At 68.1% G+C, this 16,609-nt stretch carries 17 protein-coding genes; 4 read left to right on the top strand and 13 right to left on the bottom strand.

The features are described 5' to 3' along the window. Nucleotides 1-223: 223 nt before the first annotated feature. From ACOMG5_RS13355 to ACOMG5_RS13400, 10 genes are read right to left on the bottom strand one after another with little or no spacing between them, the layout of a single operon-like run. Complete coding sequence (locus ACOMG5_RS13355) at nt 224-727, bottom strand: ATP-binding protein (protein WP_420344293.1); 504 nt, start codon at nt 725-727, stop codon at nt 224-226. After that, complete coding sequence (locus ACOMG5_RS13360; protein WP_420344294.1) at nt 717-1,064, bottom strand: STAS domain-containing protein; 348 nt, start codon at nt 1,062-1,064, stop codon at nt 717-719. Before ACOMG5_RS13360 ends, ACOMG5_RS13355 begins: the two co-directional genes overlap by 11 nt. Nucleotides 1,065-1,112: 48 nt before the next feature. Then, the gene (locus tag ACOMG5_RS13365) at nt 1,113-1,916 is read right to left on the bottom strand and encodes a creatininase family protein (RefSeq protein ID WP_420344295.1); all 804 of its coding nucleotides are present in this window, start codon (nt 1,914-1,916) and stop codon (nt 1,113-1,115) included. Beyond that, the gene (locus ACOMG5_RS13370; RefSeq protein ID WP_420344296.1) at nt 1,913-2,533 is read right to left on the bottom strand and encodes an NAD(P)H-dependent oxidoreductase; all 621 of its coding nucleotides are present in this window, start codon (nt 2,531-2,533) and stop codon (nt 1,913-1,915) included. Before ACOMG5_RS13370 ends, ACOMG5_RS13365 begins: the two co-directional genes overlap by 4 nt. Further along, nucleotides 2,533-3,114, bottom strand: coding sequence for an NAD(P)H-dependent oxidoreductase (locus ACOMG5_RS13375; RefSeq protein WP_420344297.1), 582 nt, complete (start codon nt 3,112-3,114; stop codon nt 2,533-2,535). Before ACOMG5_RS13375 ends, ACOMG5_RS13370 begins: the two co-directional genes overlap by 1 nt. Further along, nucleotides 3,111-4,496 (bottom strand): FAD-binding oxidoreductase, encoded by a 1,386-nt coding sequence (locus ACOMG5_RS13380; RefSeq protein ID WP_420344298.1) that lies wholly within the window; start codon nt 4,494-4,496, stop codon nt 3,111-3,113. The genes ACOMG5_RS13375 and ACOMG5_RS13380 overlap by 4 nt, the downstream gene beginning before the upstream one ends. Beyond that, on the bottom strand, nt 4,493-5,752 hold the full coding sequence (locus ACOMG5_RS13385; protein WP_420344299.1) for a cytosine deaminase: 1,260 nt from the start codon (nt 5,750-5,752) through the stop codon (nt 4,493-4,495). Before ACOMG5_RS13385 ends, ACOMG5_RS13380 begins: the two co-directional genes overlap by 4 nt. Then, the gene (locus ACOMG5_RS13390; RefSeq protein ID WP_420344300.1) at nt 5,752-6,588 is read right to left on the bottom strand and encodes an ABC transporter permease; all 837 of its coding nucleotides are present in this window, start codon (nt 6,586-6,588) and stop codon (nt 5,752-5,754) included. Before ACOMG5_RS13390 ends, ACOMG5_RS13385 begins: the two co-directional genes overlap by 1 nt. Next, nucleotides 6,585-7,370: an ABC transporter ATP-binding protein gene (locus ACOMG5_RS13395; protein ID WP_420344301.1), complete on the bottom strand. Its 786-nt coding sequence runs from the start codon at nt 7,368-7,370 to the stop codon at nt 6,585-6,587. The genes ACOMG5_RS13390 and ACOMG5_RS13395 overlap by 4 nt, the downstream gene beginning before the upstream one ends. 4 nt (nt 7,371-7,374) lie before the next feature. Beyond that, nucleotides 7,375-8,358 carry an ABC transporter substrate-binding protein gene (locus ACOMG5_RS13400; RefSeq protein WP_420344302.1) on the bottom strand — a complete coding sequence of 328 codons (984 nt, stop codon included), beginning with the start codon at nt 8,356-8,358 and terminating at the stop codon, nt 7,375-7,377. Nucleotides 8,359-8,599: 241 nt separating this feature from the next. On the opposite strand from ACOMG5_RS13400, the gene ACOMG5_RS13405 reads away from it, so the two are divergent. The 4 genes from ACOMG5_RS13405 to ACOMG5_RS13420 all read left to right on the top strand — a co-directional run bounded on the left by ACOMG5_RS13405 (nt 8,600) and on the right by ACOMG5_RS13420 (nt 14,354). Then, entirely contained in the window at nt 8,600-8,989 is a 390-nt protein-coding gene (locus ACOMG5_RS13405; protein WP_420344303.1) for a RidA family protein, read from the top strand. Between the two features lie 29 nt (nt 8,990-9,018). After that, entirely contained in the window at nt 9,019-9,639 is a 621-nt protein-coding gene (locus tag ACOMG5_RS13410; RefSeq protein WP_420344304.1) for a LysE family translocator, read from the top strand. After that, a complete protein-coding gene (locus ACOMG5_RS13415; RefSeq protein ID WP_420344305.1) occupies nt 9,636-10,289 on the top strand; it encodes a pseudouridine synthase in 654 nt (217 codons plus the stop codon). The genes ACOMG5_RS13410 and ACOMG5_RS13415 overlap by 4 nt, the downstream gene beginning before the upstream one ends. A 72-nt stretch (nt 10,290-10,361) precedes the next feature. Beyond that, nucleotides 10,362-14,354: a response regulator gene (locus tag ACOMG5_RS13420; RefSeq protein ID WP_420344306.1), complete on the top strand. Its 3,993-nt coding sequence runs from the start codon at nt 10,362-10,364 to the stop codon at nt 14,352-14,354. On the opposite strand, the gene ACOMG5_RS13425 is transcribed toward ACOMG5_RS13420, so the two are convergent. The 3 genes from ACOMG5_RS13425 to ACOMG5_RS13435 form a co-directional block, all read right to left on the bottom strand. Next, on the bottom strand, nt 14,351-14,893 hold the full coding sequence (locus ACOMG5_RS13425; RefSeq protein WP_420344307.1) for a flavin reductase family protein: 543 nt from the start codon (nt 14,891-14,893) through the stop codon (nt 14,351-14,353). The two genes, ACOMG5_RS13420 and ACOMG5_RS13425, sit on opposite strands and share 4 nt — an antisense overlap. Nucleotides 14,894-14,949: 56 nt before the next feature. After that, on the bottom strand, nt 14,950-15,837 hold the full coding sequence (locus tag ACOMG5_RS13430) for a LysR family transcriptional regulator (RefSeq protein WP_420344308.1): 888 nt from the start codon (nt 15,835-15,837) through the stop codon (nt 14,950-14,952). A 181-nt stretch (nt 15,838-16,018) separates the two neighbouring features. Continuing rightward, entirely contained in the window at nt 16,019-16,609 is a 591-nt protein-coding gene (locus ACOMG5_RS13435; RefSeq protein WP_420344309.1) for a hypothetical protein, read from the bottom strand.

The following is a 16,609-nucleotide window of genomic DNA, read 5'->3' on the forward strand; positions in this document are numbered from 1 at the left end:
GCCAGCCTCATGCTCCTGCAAGATGCCAATGATCTGCTCTTCCGTCAGTCGTGCCTTCTTCATCGTCCGTCCTCTCCATGGGCCGGACTCTAATCGCAGATGGAGGAAAACTCCCGTGGCAGGTCACGGGGGCAAGGCGAAGCGTTCGCGGCGGAGCGACTGGCTCTATGCCAAGGCGCGGTGCAAAGAAACAGGGCAGGCGCTGGACGCAGCGTATCCTGTCTCAGCGTAACGGAAAAAGCTCCCGGATCGGCTCCCGGCTGAGCGGCAGGCGGAACCAGAGCTGATTACGGCCGTTCTCTCGTTTGTATTCCAGATCCTGCACCAGATCACGTACGAGATACCAGCCGAACCCGCCCTCGGGCAGATTCTCCGGCACGGGGCGCTGACATTCGAGGAATTGCAGACAGGTATCGGGCAGGGCGGGGCCGGCGTCGCCGACAGAGCAAAGCAGCGAGTCGTTCTGTGGATAGATCGACAGGACAATCGTGCCGCGGCCCGTTTCCTTATAGCCATGCTCGACGATGTTGTTGAAGATCTCCGCGAGGACGAGCTCCAGATTTCCGGCGTCGTCCTCCGAGAGCTGGCATCCGAGCCATCCGAGGGTATCGAAGAGGGCTGTGCGGACCGAAAGCGGATCCGCTTCGAAACTGTAGTGGAACGCGACCGAGCTTGTGGGGGCTTCCACCGCGTCCAGATGCATATAAAGGGCGGAGTCAGCCCGCATTTCGCAGACCTTCCGAAACCGCGCTGCTGATGTCCGGATAGATCCTGAAAACGGTGTCCATCCGGGTGAGATTAAGAACTTTCTGGACGTTCGGGCGCAGCGAGGCCAACTCCAGACGGCGGGCTGGCGCCAGGAATTTCATGACCGCAACGAGGGCTCCGAGCCCGGAACTGTCCAGAAACGTAACCCGGGACATGTCGAGGATCACGCGCGGCGCGGGCTGGATCGTCACCTCGCGCATGCGGTCCTTGAAGCGGATGGCGATGGCCGCATCGATACGTTCTTCACCGATGTGAACGATGAGGGCATCACCAAGGGCTTCGGCACTGAGAATCATCGCGCAGACTCCGACACAATCTGTTCACCTGATCCTAGGCCGCAATGCTTACCAAACCGTAACGTCTACCGGAGCCAAGTTATCAATTGGCCGCTCCGCCACGGTGCGCAGGAGCGCAATCATGCCCGCGACCTGATGCGCGGCCGTGGCCTGGCCCTTGTCCGCCCGCGCCGCGGCCGCGTTCCCGACCGTCCCGGCCGGGTTCAGATCGGAGGCGATCCAGCCGTAGGAGAGCGGCCCGACGGGCGGCACCCCGCCCGCCTCGGCGCTAGAGGCGAAATCCTGTGCCGCCGTCATGTCCACCGTTTCCGGTGCGAAGGCGAGCATCAGCGAGGTCTCCATATCGCCGCCGTGGATGCCGTAGGCCAGCTCGCGCGGCGGATACATCCCCTCGGGCGTGCCGAAGCCCGTCCACTGGCATTTCACCGCGAACATCCCCGCCCGCACCCGCAGCTCGCGCGAGAGGATCGAGATCAGGTCCAGGTTGCCACCGTGGCTGTTGATGAGAACGATCTTGCGAATCCCGGCGCGCGCAACCGAAAGCCCGATTTCCGTCCAGACCCGGAGCGCGGTTTCGGCGCTGAGCGTGAGGGTGCCGCGCGCCCAGAGGTGCTCGTTCGATTTGCCCACCGCCTGCACCGGCAGGATCCGCACATCCGGCGCATCGGGCAGGACAGCCAGCTGGCGGCGCAGCTCGGCCAGCATTCCCTCCATGATCAGCGTGTCGGTGCCCACGGGCAGGTGCGGGCCGTGCTGCTCGATCGCGGCGGTGGGCAGGATCGCGATCGTGCGCATCGGGTCGGGCGCGGCGAATTCGGGGGCGCGGCGCTGCGCCCAGTCCAGCCGGCTCATGCGCGGGCCTCGGCCGTGCGGGGCAGGGGGCCGATCAGGCGGTCCATCTCGCGGCTCACCCGGGTCAGATGCCGCATGCGGCTCTCTGCGGTGGAGCTGTCCATGCCGTAATGCATCGCGAAGGCGGTGCGGCGGCGCGGTGCGCAGAGCTGCCCGAGTCCGCGCAGCAGCGTGCGTTTGCCCGGCGCGCCGACGAAGAACGTCAGCAGGCGCGAGGCGCCCCCGGTGGTGAACACGCCCAGACGCGCGATGTGGCGCAGCCCCGGGCGGATGTTGCGGTGGGTCTCGTCGGGCATCAGGAAGGCCACATCGGGCAGCAGCACCCGGTCGAGCCAGCCCTTCAGCATGGCGGGCAGGCCATACCACCAGGTCGGATAGACGAAGATCAGCGTATCGCACCAGCGCAGCGCGGCCACGTCTTCGGCCACGCCCTCATGCGCGCCCTCCAGATAGCGTTGCCATTCCTGCTGCGCGAGTGCGGGGCTGAAGCCGCGGGCATAGAGATCGAGGGTCCGGGTTTCCGCCCCCGCTGCGCTGAGCTTCTCCTCCACCAGCGCGCGCACCGCGGCGGTGAAGCTTTGCGGATCCGGGTGGCAATAGACCACGAGCGCGCGCATCAGAAGACCTCCATTTCCTTCCGGACCCGGTCCAGGAACGCGGTCCGCCGGGCGTCGTCGGCCCGGTTCATGTCATAGAGCGCAAGATACCGCATCCGCGCCGGGTTGGTCGTGGCGCGCAGCACCCGCGTGACGATCCGGCGCGGCGGATCGCCCGCCCAGAGCGCCTTCATCCGGCTGCCGCCATAGGTGGTGACGGCGCAGAGCCGCGACATATGGGTGAGGGCCGGGCGGGTCACCCCGCCGGCCATGCGGAACGAAACGCCGGGCAGGAACACCCGGTCGAAGAAACCTTTCAGGATCGCCGGGAAGCCATAATTCCAGACCGGCGCCACCAGGATCAGCGCATCGGCCGCCCGCAGGCGCTGGACGTAATCCGCGACCGGCAGCAGGTTCGGCCCGATGTCGTGATAGCCGCGGCGCTCCTCGGCCGAGAGGAGCGGATCGAACCCTTCGGCATAGAGGTCGCACCCGTCCACCTGCCAGCCGCGCGCCGTGAGCGTCCGCGTCACGACGCCATGGAGCGCGGCGCTGTAGCTCTCGGTGCAGGGATGGGCATGGAGGACGAAGGCGCGGGTCATCGGCGCATCCCGGGCCAGTCGTACATCCGGATATAGTCCCAGCCGGGGCTGTCCCAGGCGATCATCTTGCCCGGGTTCAGCAGGCCCTTCGGATCGGCCTCGCGCTTGAAAGCGAGCTGGCGCGCATCCGTGGCCTGCCGCCCGCCCTCTTCGAGCGTGTAGCGGTGCGGGTTGAAGATCATCGCGCCCATTTCCTCATGAATGCGGATGATCTCGTCGAGCCGCTCTTCGGTGCTGAAATGCACCAGCGTGAGCCCGGCATAGATGGTGCGGCCATTCTCGCGCATCGCTTCCAGATGCTGGATCAGCTCCGGCCCGAAGCGCGCCCGCACTGCGGCGATGGTGTCGAGCATCCCGGGGCCGTGGTAGCGCACCTGCAGGTAGGTGATGTCGGGGTCGACCTTCAGCGCCCGCAGTGTGGTGTGGTTCCAGCCATATTCATAGGCAAGGCCCGGGTCACGGTCCCATCCGCCCCGGTCCGAACGGTAGATCAGGCGCCCGGGCCAGCCGGAGAGGAAGGTCTCCACCGCCGCGATCGACTGTGGCGCTACCATCAGCAGCACCACATGATCGGCCTCGGCCACATGGCCGCGGAAGCGCTGGAAATAGCGCGCGGCGGTGGGGGCCTCGCACAGCGTAATGAGCTTCACCAGGATCCCGTCCTGATCGGCCAGCGCCGCGCCGAAGCGGGTGGCGGCGTCGAAATCGGTAAAGGCGATGAAGGCGCCGATCCAGTCGTAGGCGGGGGCGAGCGGCAGCTCGATCTCGGTGATGATGCCGTTGGTGCCATAGGCATGGCTGACGCGGTGCAGCTCGTCGCCGGTGAAATCGTGGATCTGCGGCTCGGCCTCCATCGACACGACCCGCAGGCGCAGGATGTTGCCCGGGTCGCGCAGCGCGCCCCAGCGGACGGAGCCGACCCCGCCCGAGCCGCCCGCGACGAAGCCGCCGATGGTCGCCGTGCCGGCGGTGGAAGGGGTCATCCGCAGCTCCTGCGCCGAATGGGCGCGGGTGGCGGCATCGAGATCGCGGATCACGATCCCCGGCTCGGTGACCACGCGGCCGGGGGCGATGTCCTTTACCCGGTCCATGTTCTTCATATGCATGACGCAGCCGCCCGCGAGCGGCATCGCCTGGCCGTAGTTGCCGGTGCCCGCGCCGCGCACGGTAACCGGCACGTCATGGGCATGGCACACGCGCAGCGCCGCGATCACCTCCGCCTCGCCCTTCGGGCAGAGGATGAAATCCGCCTGCACATGGTCGAGCCGCGCCTTCAGCACCGGCGAATACCAGAAGAAATCCCGGCTTTTCGCGCGCAGGGCCGAGGGCGTATCCTCGATTTCCATATGCGACAGGGCGGCTTTGGCGGCGTCGATATTCATCTCATCAATCCGTCGAGTTCGGCATAATTGGGGAGGGTGCGGTCGATCTGCCGGCCGCGGCGCAGCACGATGCGGTCGGCCTGCGGGCGGGCGAAAAGCTCGGTCCAGCTGCGCGCGCGGGTGATGACGAGATCGGCCGGCGCGCCGGGCGCGAGGCTGGGGGGGACGAAGCCGCAGGCCCGCGCGGGGTTCATGGTGAAGGCCCGCGGCCAATCGGTGCGGGTATGATCCAGCTGCGCGATCCGGGTGGCCTCGCGCATCACCTCGAGCATGTCGAGGTCGCCATAGGCATAGAACGGGTCGCGGGTATTGTCGGAGGCGAAGCTCACGTTGATGCCGCGCGCAGCCATTTCATGCACCAGCGTCACGCCGCGCCAGCGGGGTGTGCGGCCCGCCTGGCGGTCTTGCAGATACATGTTGCACATCGGCAGGCTGACGACATTGAGCCCGGCCTTCGCCACGAGATCGAGCGTCGCCAGCGCCTCCGCCTCCGGCTGCACCGCGAGCGAGCAGCAGTGCCCGACCGTGACCGGCGCATCGAACCCGGCTTCCAGCACGGTTTCGGCAATCACCCGCAGCGTCGCCACCTGTGCATCGCCAGTTTCGTCCACATGGAAATCGGCGTGCAGGCCGCGGCGCATGGCGTGGTCCAGAAACACCCGCAGCCGCCGGCGCAGATCGTTGACCGGATAGGTCACCGCGCCCAGAACGCCGCCCGATTTCGCGGTGATGGTCGCGGTGCGGGCGAAAGGGCCACCTTCTTCCACGATGTCGATCGGCACGAGGCAGGAGCCCTGCAGCTCGATCCGGCCTGTCCATTCGGCGCGCATCTCGGCGAAGACCGGAAACGAAATCGCATCCTGCGGCGCCAGCGCGTCGAGATGGGTGCGGATCGCGCTGGTGCCATGCGCGAAGGCGCAGCGCAGCGCGAAATCCATCCGCGCGCGGACATCCTCTGCCGCCCAGTTCGCGGTGCGGTCCGCGGCCACGGTGGCGAGGGCGCCGTCGAAGGTGCCGTCCGGGTTGGCCGCGCGGGGCCAGATATGGCCCTTGTCGAGGTGAGTATGCATGTCCACGAAGGCCGGGAACACCATCGCGCCGCGCATGTCGATCTCGGGGGCGGGGGCATCGCTGATCCGGCCCTCGGCGATGGTCAGGTCGAGCCGCACCAGATCGCCCGGCGCGTCCAGCAGGCAGGCGGGCGCGGTCAGGTTGGTCAGGCGCAAGGGGCCCGGGGGCAGGGTAAGGAAGTCCATCAGCTTTCCCGTTTCACGGCGCTCTCGTGCCATTTGCGCAGCATAAGATGGCTGAGCAGGCTCAGCACGGCAAAGATCACCACGCCGGTTGCGGCAATCAGCAGCAGGGCCGCGAACATGCGCGGAATGTTCAGCCGGTAGCCCGCCTCCAGGATCCGGAAGGCGAGGCCGGAGCCGATGCCCCCCGTCCCCGCCACATATTCCGCCACCACCGCGCCGATCAGGCTGAGCCCGCCCGCGATCCGCAGCCCGCCGAGGAAATAGGGCAGCGCGGTGGGCAGCTGCAGGTAGCGCAGCCTCTGCCAGCGGCTGGCGCCATAGATCGTGTAGAGGTCGCGCAGGTTCGGATCGGTGGAGCGCAAGCCGAGCGAGGTGTTGGACAGGATCGGGAAGAAGGCCACGATCCAGGCGCACAGGAGCAGCGCCACCATCCGGTTGTCCACATAGATGAAGATCAGCGGCGCGATGGAGACGACCGGCGTCACCTGCAAGATCACCGCGAAAGGATAGAAGCACATGCCCGCCCAGCGGCTGAGGCTGAACAGCACCGCGAGGCCGACGCCGCCCAGCACCGCCACCGCAAGCGCCATCAGCGTGATCCGCAGCGTGACCAGCAGCGCCGGGAACAGGATGGCCCAGTCCTTCACCAGCGTCTGCACCACCAGCCCCGGCCCCGGCAGGATATAGTGCGGAATGCTGCCCCAGGTCACGACCCGGTCCCAGAGCAGGATGACGGCCGCCACCGTGAGCGCGGGCAGCAGCCAGCGCAAGACCCGGTCGCGCCGCTCGGCCCTGGCCCGGGCGATTTCGCCCGCATCGACGAGCGTATCGCTCATGCGGGTTCTCCCATCGCCTCGTGCAGCGCGGCCGATGCGCCGCGGCACAGCGCGGCATAATCGGCCGAGGTGCGGAAGGCCTCGCCGCGCGGATAGGGCGCATCCACGGCCAACTCGCGCAGCACCCGGCCCGGGCGCGCCGCCATCACCACGATCCGGTCCGACAGGAAGACGGATTCGAACACCGAATGGGTGACGAAAATCACCGTGGCGTCGATCTTCTCCTTCCATTCCAGCAGGTCGGCGTTGAGCTTGTGGCGGGTGATCTCGTCGAGCGCGGCGAAGGGTTCGTCCATCAGGATCAGCTTCGGGCGGGTGACCATGGCGCGCGCGATCGAGACCCGCATCCGCATCCCGCCGGAAAGCTCGCGCGGATAGGCCCGGGCGAAGCGCTCCAGCCCCACCAGCCGCAGCGCGAGCGCAATGTCTTCGGCCACCTCCACGAACCGGCGCCCCTTCAGGCGGAACGGCAGGAAGACGTTCTCCTCCACCGTGGCCCAGGGCATCAGCGTGGGCTCCTGGAACACAACGCCGATCTCGGCCGCGCCCTGCCAGCGGATCGCGCCGCGCGTGGGCCGCATCAGCCCCGCGATCAGCCGCAGCGCGGTGGACTTTCCGCAGCCCGATGGGCCGAGGAGCGAGATGAAATCGCCCTCATGCACGCTCAGGTCCATCTCGCGCAGCGCCACGATGCCGCCGCGGAAGGCCTTGTCCACCGCCTCCATCCGCATCAGCACCGGGCGTTCCCCGATCGGCTTCGGCCTGCGCCAGGTCACGACCATGGGCTTACTTCTTCAGCTCCATGCCCACGCCCTTGCCCACGAAATCAAGCGTATAGGCCGCCTTGTAATCCAGATCCGCGGGCAGCACCCCGGCCGCGGCCATCTTGTCGAAGAAGTCCTTCACATGGGCATCGGTCATCACGCCGATGCCCTTGGTCTCGGTATCGCCCGAATCGACGATCCCCTTGGCCTTCATCTCGCCGATGCCAAAGGCGATCTGCTCGTCGGTCATGTCGGGGTTGTCTTTCTTGATCATGGCGTTGGCGGCCGCATTGTCGCCATACAGGTAGCTGTACCAGCCCTTGATCGAGCCCTCGACGAAGCATTTCACCACCTCGGGCTTGCCGGTGATCGTGCTGTCCATCGCCTCGATCAGGGTCGAATAGGTCGAATAGCCCGCATCGGCCAGAAGCCAGACATCGGGTTTGAACTTGCCCTCCTTCTCCACCATCAGCGGCTCGGAGGAGAGATAGCCCTGCATGCCGCTGTCCGCGTCGGCAATGAAGGGCGCGGGGTTGAAGGTATAGACGGCGCGCTGGTCTTCGGTGAAGCCATAGGCCTTCATCATCCACTGGTAGTAGGAGGCATAGCCCGCATCGCCGATGAACAGCTTCAGCTTCTTCAGGTCCTCGAAGGTCCTGGCCTTGCCCGGATGGGTCAGGATCACCTGCGGCTCCTTCTGGAACGCCGCCATCACCGCCTTCAGCGGGATCCCCTCCTGCACCGCCGAGAACTGCTCGAGCAGGTTGCCGCCCATGTTGAAGTCGATCTTGCCTGCCATCATCAGCGCGCGGTTGTTCACCTGCGGGCCGCCCGGCATGATCGTCACGTCGAGCCCGCAGGCGGCATAGGTGCCATCCGCCACCCCCTGATAGAAGCCGCCATGCTCGGCCTGGGCGAGCCAGTTGGTGCCGAAGGTCACCGCCGTATTGGCCGATGCCGCCGTGGCGGTGCCCGCCAGCAGGAAGGAAAGGACGATCTTGCGCATCATGGACTCCGGGCTCCGCCGCTGGGGCTGTGATTCTCCCCACCAGCCTAGATTGTGCCGCCCATGCCGGTCTGTGCCGCCCGGGTGCCGCCTGCCGGAAAGCTAATGCCGCCCGGGATTTGGGCGCCTTTCCGGCGCATGCGCATGTTTTCGGGGCGTTGCCTGATCGCGCTCGCGCCGCTGCCCGGATTTGTGGCGCTGCGCCCACGGGGCGGGCAGGCTGCGCGCGAAGGAGATGCCGATGAAAATGCTCAACCCGCCCGCGATCCGCCCGCCCTTCGGCCGCTATGCCAATGGCGTGGAGGTGCCCGCGGGCTGGCGGCTGGTGATGACCTCCGGGCAGCTTGGCGTCGGGCCGGAGGATGTGGCGCCCGCGGGCGTGGCGGAGCAGGCGGCGCTGTGCTTTGCCAATTGCGGCGCGATCCTGGCCGCGGCGGGGATGGGGCCGGCCGACGTGATCCGGATCAATGCCTTCGTGACCGATCGCGCGCATTTCCCGGCCTATATGGCGGCGCGGGACGCCTGGCTGCAGGGCGTCACGCGGCTGCCCGCCTCGACGCTGGTGATCGTCTCGGGTTTCTCGCGGCCCGAATTCCTCGTCGAAGTCGAGGTGACGGCGGCCGCGCCATAGGCTAGGAGGGGCCCGAAAGGATCGGGGCCATGTGGGAAACCTTCTTGAACATGCCGGCGGCCGCGCTGGCGGCCTTTCTGGGCGGGGCGCTGGTGCTGAATCTCACGCCGGGCGCGGATGTGCTGTTCGCGACGGCCTCGGGCGCGCAGGGCGGGCCGAAGGCGGGGGCGGCGGCGGGCCTTGGCACCGGCGCCGGCGGGCTCGTGCATGCGCTGGCGGCGGCTCTGGGCCTCGGCGCGCTGATCGCGGCGCAGCCGGGTGCGATCGGCGCGATCCGCTGGTTTGGGGCGGGCTATCTGCTCTGGCTCGCGTGGCGCAGCTGGCACGCCGGGGGCGCAGAGGCGCAGGGCGGGCTGCGAAGCCCGGTGGCGGCCTTTCGCCGGGGCTTCCTGACCAATATCCTGAATCCGAAGGTGATCCTGTTCATGATCGCCTGGCTGCCGCAGTTCACCGACCCGGCCTGGGGGCCGGTCTGGCAGCAGATGCTGCTCCTCGGCGGGGCGTTCTGTGTCTCGGGCACGGTGGTGACGGTGGGCTATGGCCTTGTGGCGGGCTGGCTCGGGGCGCGGCTCGCGCGGCGGATGCGGGTGATGAACCGGGTGGCCTCGGTGATGTTCGCGGGCCTCGCGGCGCGGCTGGTGGCGGCATGACGGAGGACTTCGTCTATCGCCCGACCGAGGCGCAGCCGCGCATCCTGCATGCCGATCACGAGATCCTGGTGGTGGACAAGCCCGCGGGCCTGCTGTCCGTGCCCGGGCGGGGCGAGGACCGGGCCGATTGCCTGATCAACCGGCTCCGCGGCGCCTTCCCCACCGTACTGCTGGTGCATCGGCTGGATCTGGATACATCGGGGGTGATGGTCTTTGGCCTGACCCCGCATGCGCAGCGCCACCTCGGGCTGCAGTTCGAGCACCGCCAGACGAAGAAGCACTACGTCGCCCGCCTCTGGGGCACGCTGGAGCCGAAGCAGGGCCGGGTCGATCTTCCGCTCTGCGTGGACTGGCCGAACCGGCCGCGCCAGCATGTGGACCATGAAAACGGCCGCCCCGCGCAGACGGACTGGCGGGTGATGCGCCACGAGGACGGCACCACGCGGGTAAGGCTCACGCCGCTGACCGGGCGCAGCCATCAGCTGCGCGTACATATGAAGGAGCTCGGGCACCCGATCCTGGGCGACCCGCTCTATGCCGAAGGGCCTGCGCGGGATTTTCCGCGGCTGATGTTGCATGCGGAAAGCCTGCGGTTGCGGCATCCGGACGGGGGGCAGTTCCTGACATTTGCCGCGCCCTGTCCGTTCTGATTGCATCCGGGCGCGAATTCCCAATAATCAAACCCAGTATCGTTCAAGATTTTCTCCATTCGAGGCTGTTTTATGCCGTTTCCGATTGCGCTGCGGCGGTATTCGCTGGCGACGACGCTGATCGCGGTCATCCTGATTGCGCTCGTGCCGACCCTGGTCATTCTCGCATTGACGCTGATGAAGGCCGGCCAGTCGCAGCGCGAGATCTCCACGCGCCAGCTGATGGAAAGCGCGCATATCGTCGCGCGCTCCACGGTCAGCGAGATGTCCATGCTGCAGCGGCTGCTGCGGGTCAGCTCTGGGTCGGGCGGCTTCGGCACGAATGAGCTCGCGGCCGTGGCGGAGCGGATCGGCGGCACGCATGCCATCTATCATGTGCGCCGTAACGGCGACATTCTGGATCCGCCGGCGGCGGGCCTCGATCCGGATCTCGCCGCCGCCGTGGCTGGTGCGATGCGCAATGGCGAAGCGCGGCTCACCAATTTCCTGCAGCCTCCCGGCGGCGGCACGCCGTCCATGGTCTCGCTCGTCCTGCCGATCGCGCGCAGCCCGGAGGCGGACAGGGTCGCGGTGATCACCGCGCGCTCCAGCCGCCTGTTCGGGGCGCTGGCGCGTGAATCGAAGGCCGACGGCGGCGTCATGATGGCGATCACCGATGGCAAGGGGCGCATCATCAACCGTTCGGTCGATGGCGAGGCGGTGATCGGGCGGATGGTGCCGGACTGGGACGTACTCACGGCGCTGAACGCGGATGCGGGCTCGTTCCGCGCGCGCACGCTTGAGGGCCAGGAGATCGTCTTCGCCTTCCAGCGTATCGAGCATACCCCGGGCTGGATGGCGGTGGCGGGGGAGCCTGCCGAAACCTTCGATGCGCGCTGGCAGGAGCCGCTGCATGCGATGATCGGGGCGGCGGCGGTCACGATCACGGCGGCGCTTGCTCTCGCGATCATGCTGGTCGGCCGGGTGCTGCGCCCGATCAAGGCACTGGCCGAGCGCTCCGCGCGGATTGCCTCGGATGTGGATGGGGTGGCGCGCTATGCGGCGATGCCGCCGACCCTGATTGCGGAATTCGACACGCTGCGCGTGGCGCTCGATGGCGCGGAGGCCGCGCTGCGCCGGAGCCTCGCGGAAAGCCGTCAGGCCGAGGCCGCGCTGCGCGAAAACTACGCGATGCTGATGCAGGCCGAGCGGCTCGCCCGGATCGGCAGCTGGACCTTCGATCCGCAGTCCGGGGATTTCACCTCCTCGCCTACCTTGCGCGAGATGAACGGGCACCCGGATGATCAGCCGCTCCGGATGGAGGATCTGCGCGATATGGTGGATGAGGAGACCTTCCGCCGCATCGAGGCCGCGATCGAATGCTGCGCGCGCTCCGGCACGCCCTATGGGATGGAGCTTTTGCACCTGCGCCGCGACGGGCGGCATTTCCCGGCCTGGCTGCAGGGCCAGGCGATCCGCGACGAAAATGGCCGGGTGACGCGCATCATCGGCATCGTGCAGGATATCAGCGAGCGGCGGGAGCAGGCCGAGCTTTTGTTCCTGCTGGCGGACAACCTGCCGAGCGGGCTGATCCTGCGGCTGGAGCGGCGCGGCGGGCGGCTACCTGTCGTGGCCTATATCAGCGCGGGGGTGGAGCGGCTGATCGGCCTCGCGCCGGAGCAGATCATCGCGGAGCCCGAGCGGCTGGCCCGGGCGATCCATCCGGCCGATCGGCGCGCCGTCTACCGGGCGCTGCTGCGCCCGCACAGGGTGGGCGATGTGATCGATCTCGAGTGCCGGTTAACGGGGCGCGACGGCGGTATCCTGTGGGTCCATACCCGGGCGGCGCTGCGGCGCGCCACCGGCAACCGGATGGTCTGGGACGGGATCTCCATCGACATCACGGTGGAGCGCGAAGCGGCGCTGGCGCTGCAATCGGCCAAGGAGGCGGCCGAGGCCGCGGAGCGGGCCAAGAGCGATTTCCTGGCGACGATGAGCCACGAGCTGCGCACGCCGATGAATACGCTGATCGGCATGTCGCGGCTGGCGCAGCACACGGTCTCCCCGGCGAAGCAGCGCGATTACCTGCGCAAGATCAACACCTCCGCCAATGTCCTGCTGGATCTGATCAACGACATTCTGGATTTCTCCAAGATCGAGGCGGGGCGGCTGCTGCTGGAGAACAAGGTGTTCCGGCTGGAGCAGATGCTGGATACGGTCAGCTCGGTCAATGCGCTGCGGGCAGAGGAAAAGGGGCTGGAGCTCGCCTTCTCGGTCGCGCCCGATACGCCGCAGGTGGTCCGCGGCGACCCGCTGCGGCTGGGACAGGTACTGACGAACCTCGTCGGCAATGCGATCAAGTTCACCGAGACGGGCGATGTCGTGGTCCTGGTGCGGCCGGTGCCTGCGGGGCACGGGGTGCGGCTGCTGTTCGAGGTGCGCGATACCGGCATCGGGCTCAGCAAGGAGCAGATACCGGGTCTGTTCCGGCCCTTCGTGCAGGGCGGCGCCGATATTCCGCGCCGCTATGGCGGCACCGGGCTCGGGCTCGCGATTTCGCGCCAGCTGGTGACGATGATGGGCGGCGAGATCTGGGTAGAAAGCACGCCGGGCGAAGGCAGCCGGTTCTTCTTCACCGTCGCGCTGGAGCCGGTAGCGGAGGAGGAAGCGCCGCCGGGGCCCGCGCTGCCCACGGGGCAGCTGCGCGGGCGCCGGGCCCTGATCGTGGACGATAACGCCAGCGCCCGCATGGCGCTGTCGGAAATGCTTGAAGGCTTCGGCATGTCGGTGCGCGCGGCCTCCGATGCGCCCACCGCGCTGCGCCTGCTTGCGCAGGAGGCGCTGGCCGGGGGCGGGTTCGACGTGATGCTGGTGGACTTGCGCATGCCGGGCATGGATGGGATGGAGCTGATCCGGCGCCTGTCCTCCACGCTGACCTTGCCGAAGCTTCCCGCGGTGCTGATGATCACCGCCTATGGCCCGGCAGGGCTGGCGGAGCAGCCGGGAGTGGATGCGGTGCTGCACAAGCCGGTCACGCCCTCGGTGATGTTCAACACGCTGAACGGGGTGCTGAGCGCCGTGCCGCGCCCGCGCGCCGCGCCTGTGCCCGCGCGCGACATGGCCACGCTGCTGAGCGGGCGCAGGGTCCTGGTGGCCGATGACAATGCGCTGAACCGCGAGGTTGCAAGCGATTTTCTGGAGCTGGCCGGGGCGGAGGTCGTGACCGCGGTGAACGGGCGCGACGCGATCGAGAAGCTGCAGGGCGGGCAGTTCGATGCGGTCTTGATGGACGTGCACATGCCGGTGATGAGCGGGCTGGAGGCCGCGCGCGAGATCCGCCGCAATCCGGGCTGGGAGGGGCTGCCGGTGATTGCGCTGACGGCGCAGGCCCGCGCCGAGGATCAGGCGCAGAGCCTGGCCGCGGGCATGACCGGGCATCTGACGAAGCCGATCGACGAGGCGGCGCTGTACCGGGCGCTGCTGCTGGCGATGGGGCACGGGCCGGAAGCCGCGCATGCCCCGGCAATCGACATCGCCTCGCTGCGGCAGCGCTTCGGCGCCACGCCGCGGCTGCAGCGGTTCGTGAACGGGTTCCTGCGCGATTTTGGCGCGATGGATCGCGAGGCCGCCGGGTTCCTGGAGGCGGGCGATATTGCCGGGCTGGCCGAGCTTGCCCATCGGGTGAAGGGGACGGCGGGCTATTTCGGCGCGGCGCGGCTGGTCGAGCAGGCGCAGCAGCTGGAAGCGGCCGGGCGCGCCCGCGAGCTGGAGGCGGTGCGGGCCTTGCTGCCCGGCTTCTGCGCGGAGGCGGCCTCCTGCCTCGCCGCGTTGCGCAGCGTGCAGCTGCAGCTTGTGGAAGGGGCAGGGGGGGCGCTTCCAGCTTCGGAGGCGCGGGTACTGGTCGACCGGGCGGTGCCGCTGGTGTCGCGTGGCGAATATGCGGCTTTCGCGCTGCTGGAGCGGCTGGTGGCCGGGCTGAGCGGCGACGCCGCCGCAATTGCGCGCGAAGCGCTCGCCGATTTCGAGGCGACGGAAATCGCCGCGACGGAGGCTGCGCTGGCGCGCCTGCGCGACAGCCTGGCTTAGACGCCGGGCGCGAGGCGGGCGAATTTGCCGCCGCTGAACAGCAGCGGCCGCGCGCCCGGATCCTGCATGAAGCGGGTTACCCGGCCGATGATGATGGTGTGATCGCCGCCCTCATGGGTGGCCTCGGTCACGCATTCGAAGCGGGCCAGCACCCCGCGCAGCACCGGCAGCCCCTCGGCGGAGGCCCAGTCCAGCCCGTCGAACGCCATGCCATCGCGGGTGAAATGGCGGGCCAGCGCCTCCTGGTCTTCGCGCAGGACATGGATCGCGAAGGCCTGCGCCGCGGCGAAATGCTGATGGCGCATCGAGGCGCGCGCCGCCGACCACAGCACCAGCGGCGGATCGAGCGAGACCGAGGCGAAGCTGTTCGCGGTGATGCCGATCGGGGCGCCATCCTCGGCGGTGCGGGTGGTGACGATGGTCACCCCGGTCGCGAAGCGGCCGAGCGCATCGCGCAGCACCCGCGCATCGGTGGGCGGATGGCCCGCCTCGGCTTCGGCCTTGCCGACGGCGCCGGTAATCTCTCGGCTTTCCTGCATCTGTGTCTCCCGCGTCGCCCTCTTAGACCATGGCCCGCGCTCCGGCGCCAGCCCGATCAGCCGGGCGCCACCTCGGCCTTCAGCCAATCGATGAAGATCTTTGCGGCGGCATTCAGCGGCCCCTGCGGGCGCACGATATAATAGCCGAGGCTCTCATCCTTCAGCTCGCGGATCCGCACCAGCCAGCCCAGCCGCACATCCTCCTGGATCAGCGCGTCAGTCTCCAGATGCAGGCCGATCCCCTCGCGCGCAGCCGAAAGCGCCAGCTCCTCATTGGGGAAATCCACGAATTTCAGCGCCGCGGGCTTCAGCCCGATGGATTCGAGCAGCTGCATCTGCTCGGGCCAGTCGCCCTCGCGGATCCAGGGCATGGTGGACATCTCGCGCAGCGAGAGTTTCGTGCGCCCGCCCAGCAGCTCCGGCGCCGCCACCACCACCTGCGGCGCCGCGGTGAGGTAATCCGCCGCCACCCCGGGCCAGTGCCCGTTGCCGAACCGGATGCCCAGATCCGCCCCGGATTCGCGCAGGTCCACCGCGCGCTGCTCCGGCAGCAGCGACAGCGCCAGCTCCGGATGCCGCTTCCAGAACCGCGCCAGCCGCGGCATCAGCCATTCCGCCGCGAAGGCCGGCGGCAGCGTCACGGTGAGCGGGCGTTCGGCATGATGGGCGCGCAACACCTCGAGCGCGGACTGGATCATGAGAAACCCGTCCGACAGCGCCGCGGCCAGCCGTTCGCCCTCGGGTGTCAGATGCAGGATCCTGCCATCGCGCCACAGCAGCGCCACGCCCAGCTCCGCCTCCAATGCGCGCACCTGCTGCTGGACGGCAGCGTGGGTTACATTCAGCTTGCGGGCCGCGGCACTGAACCCGCCCTCGCGGGCGGTTGCTGCAAAGGCACGCAGCGCCGTCAGGGGCGGCATATGTCTCCAGTCGATTTCGCTCATGTGTTAGTTTGTCTAACATACGGCGCAGAATTTGTGACTCGCAAAATCTTCGCCGGTCGCACAAATAGGCGCCATACGCAGGAATTTGGAGATCAGAAAATGATCCGTATGTTGGCAGAAGTACTGACCCTGGCGATGGGTGGCTATGCGCCGCGCGCCGCGCACAAGGGCGAATACACCTTCAACCGCTGAGCTGCGAAAGCAGCTCGCGGTGGCGCGCCAGATAGGCGGCGCGCACCTCGGCGGGGGGACGCAAGCGGATCGCAAGCCCCTCGACAAGCCCCGCATCGGGGCGGCCGAAGATCTTGTCCGCTTCCTGACAGGAAAATCCCGCAATCTGCTCGGCCTCCAGCCGGGCCGAAACGGTATCTGCGCGCTTGATCGCCTTCTTGATGGAGGCCGGAATCGCGGCGGGCAGGCCGAAGCGGATATGCACCGCCGCACAGAGCCGCGCGTCCAGCTCGCCGTAGCCGGTGCCGATGGCGGCCTTGACCGGGCTGATCATATCGCCCAGCACATATTCGGGCGCATCGTGCAAAAGCGCTGCCAGCCGCCAGCGGGGCGGAGCGGCGGGGCTGATCCGGCCGAAAATCTCCTCCACCAGCAAGGAATGCTCGGCCACCGAATAGGCATAATCGCCCAGCGTCTGCCCGTTCCAGCGCGCGACGAAGGCGAGACCGTGCGCGATATCCTCGATCTCGATGTCGAAGGGGCTCGGGTCCAGCAGATCGAGCCTGCGCCCCGACAGCATCCTTTGCCATGCCCGTTTCAT

The organism is Paenirhodobacter sp., from assembly GCF_041916475.1.
Classification (GTDB): domain Bacteria; phylum Pseudomonadota; class Alphaproteobacteria; order Rhodobacterales; family Rhodobacteraceae; genus Rhodobacter.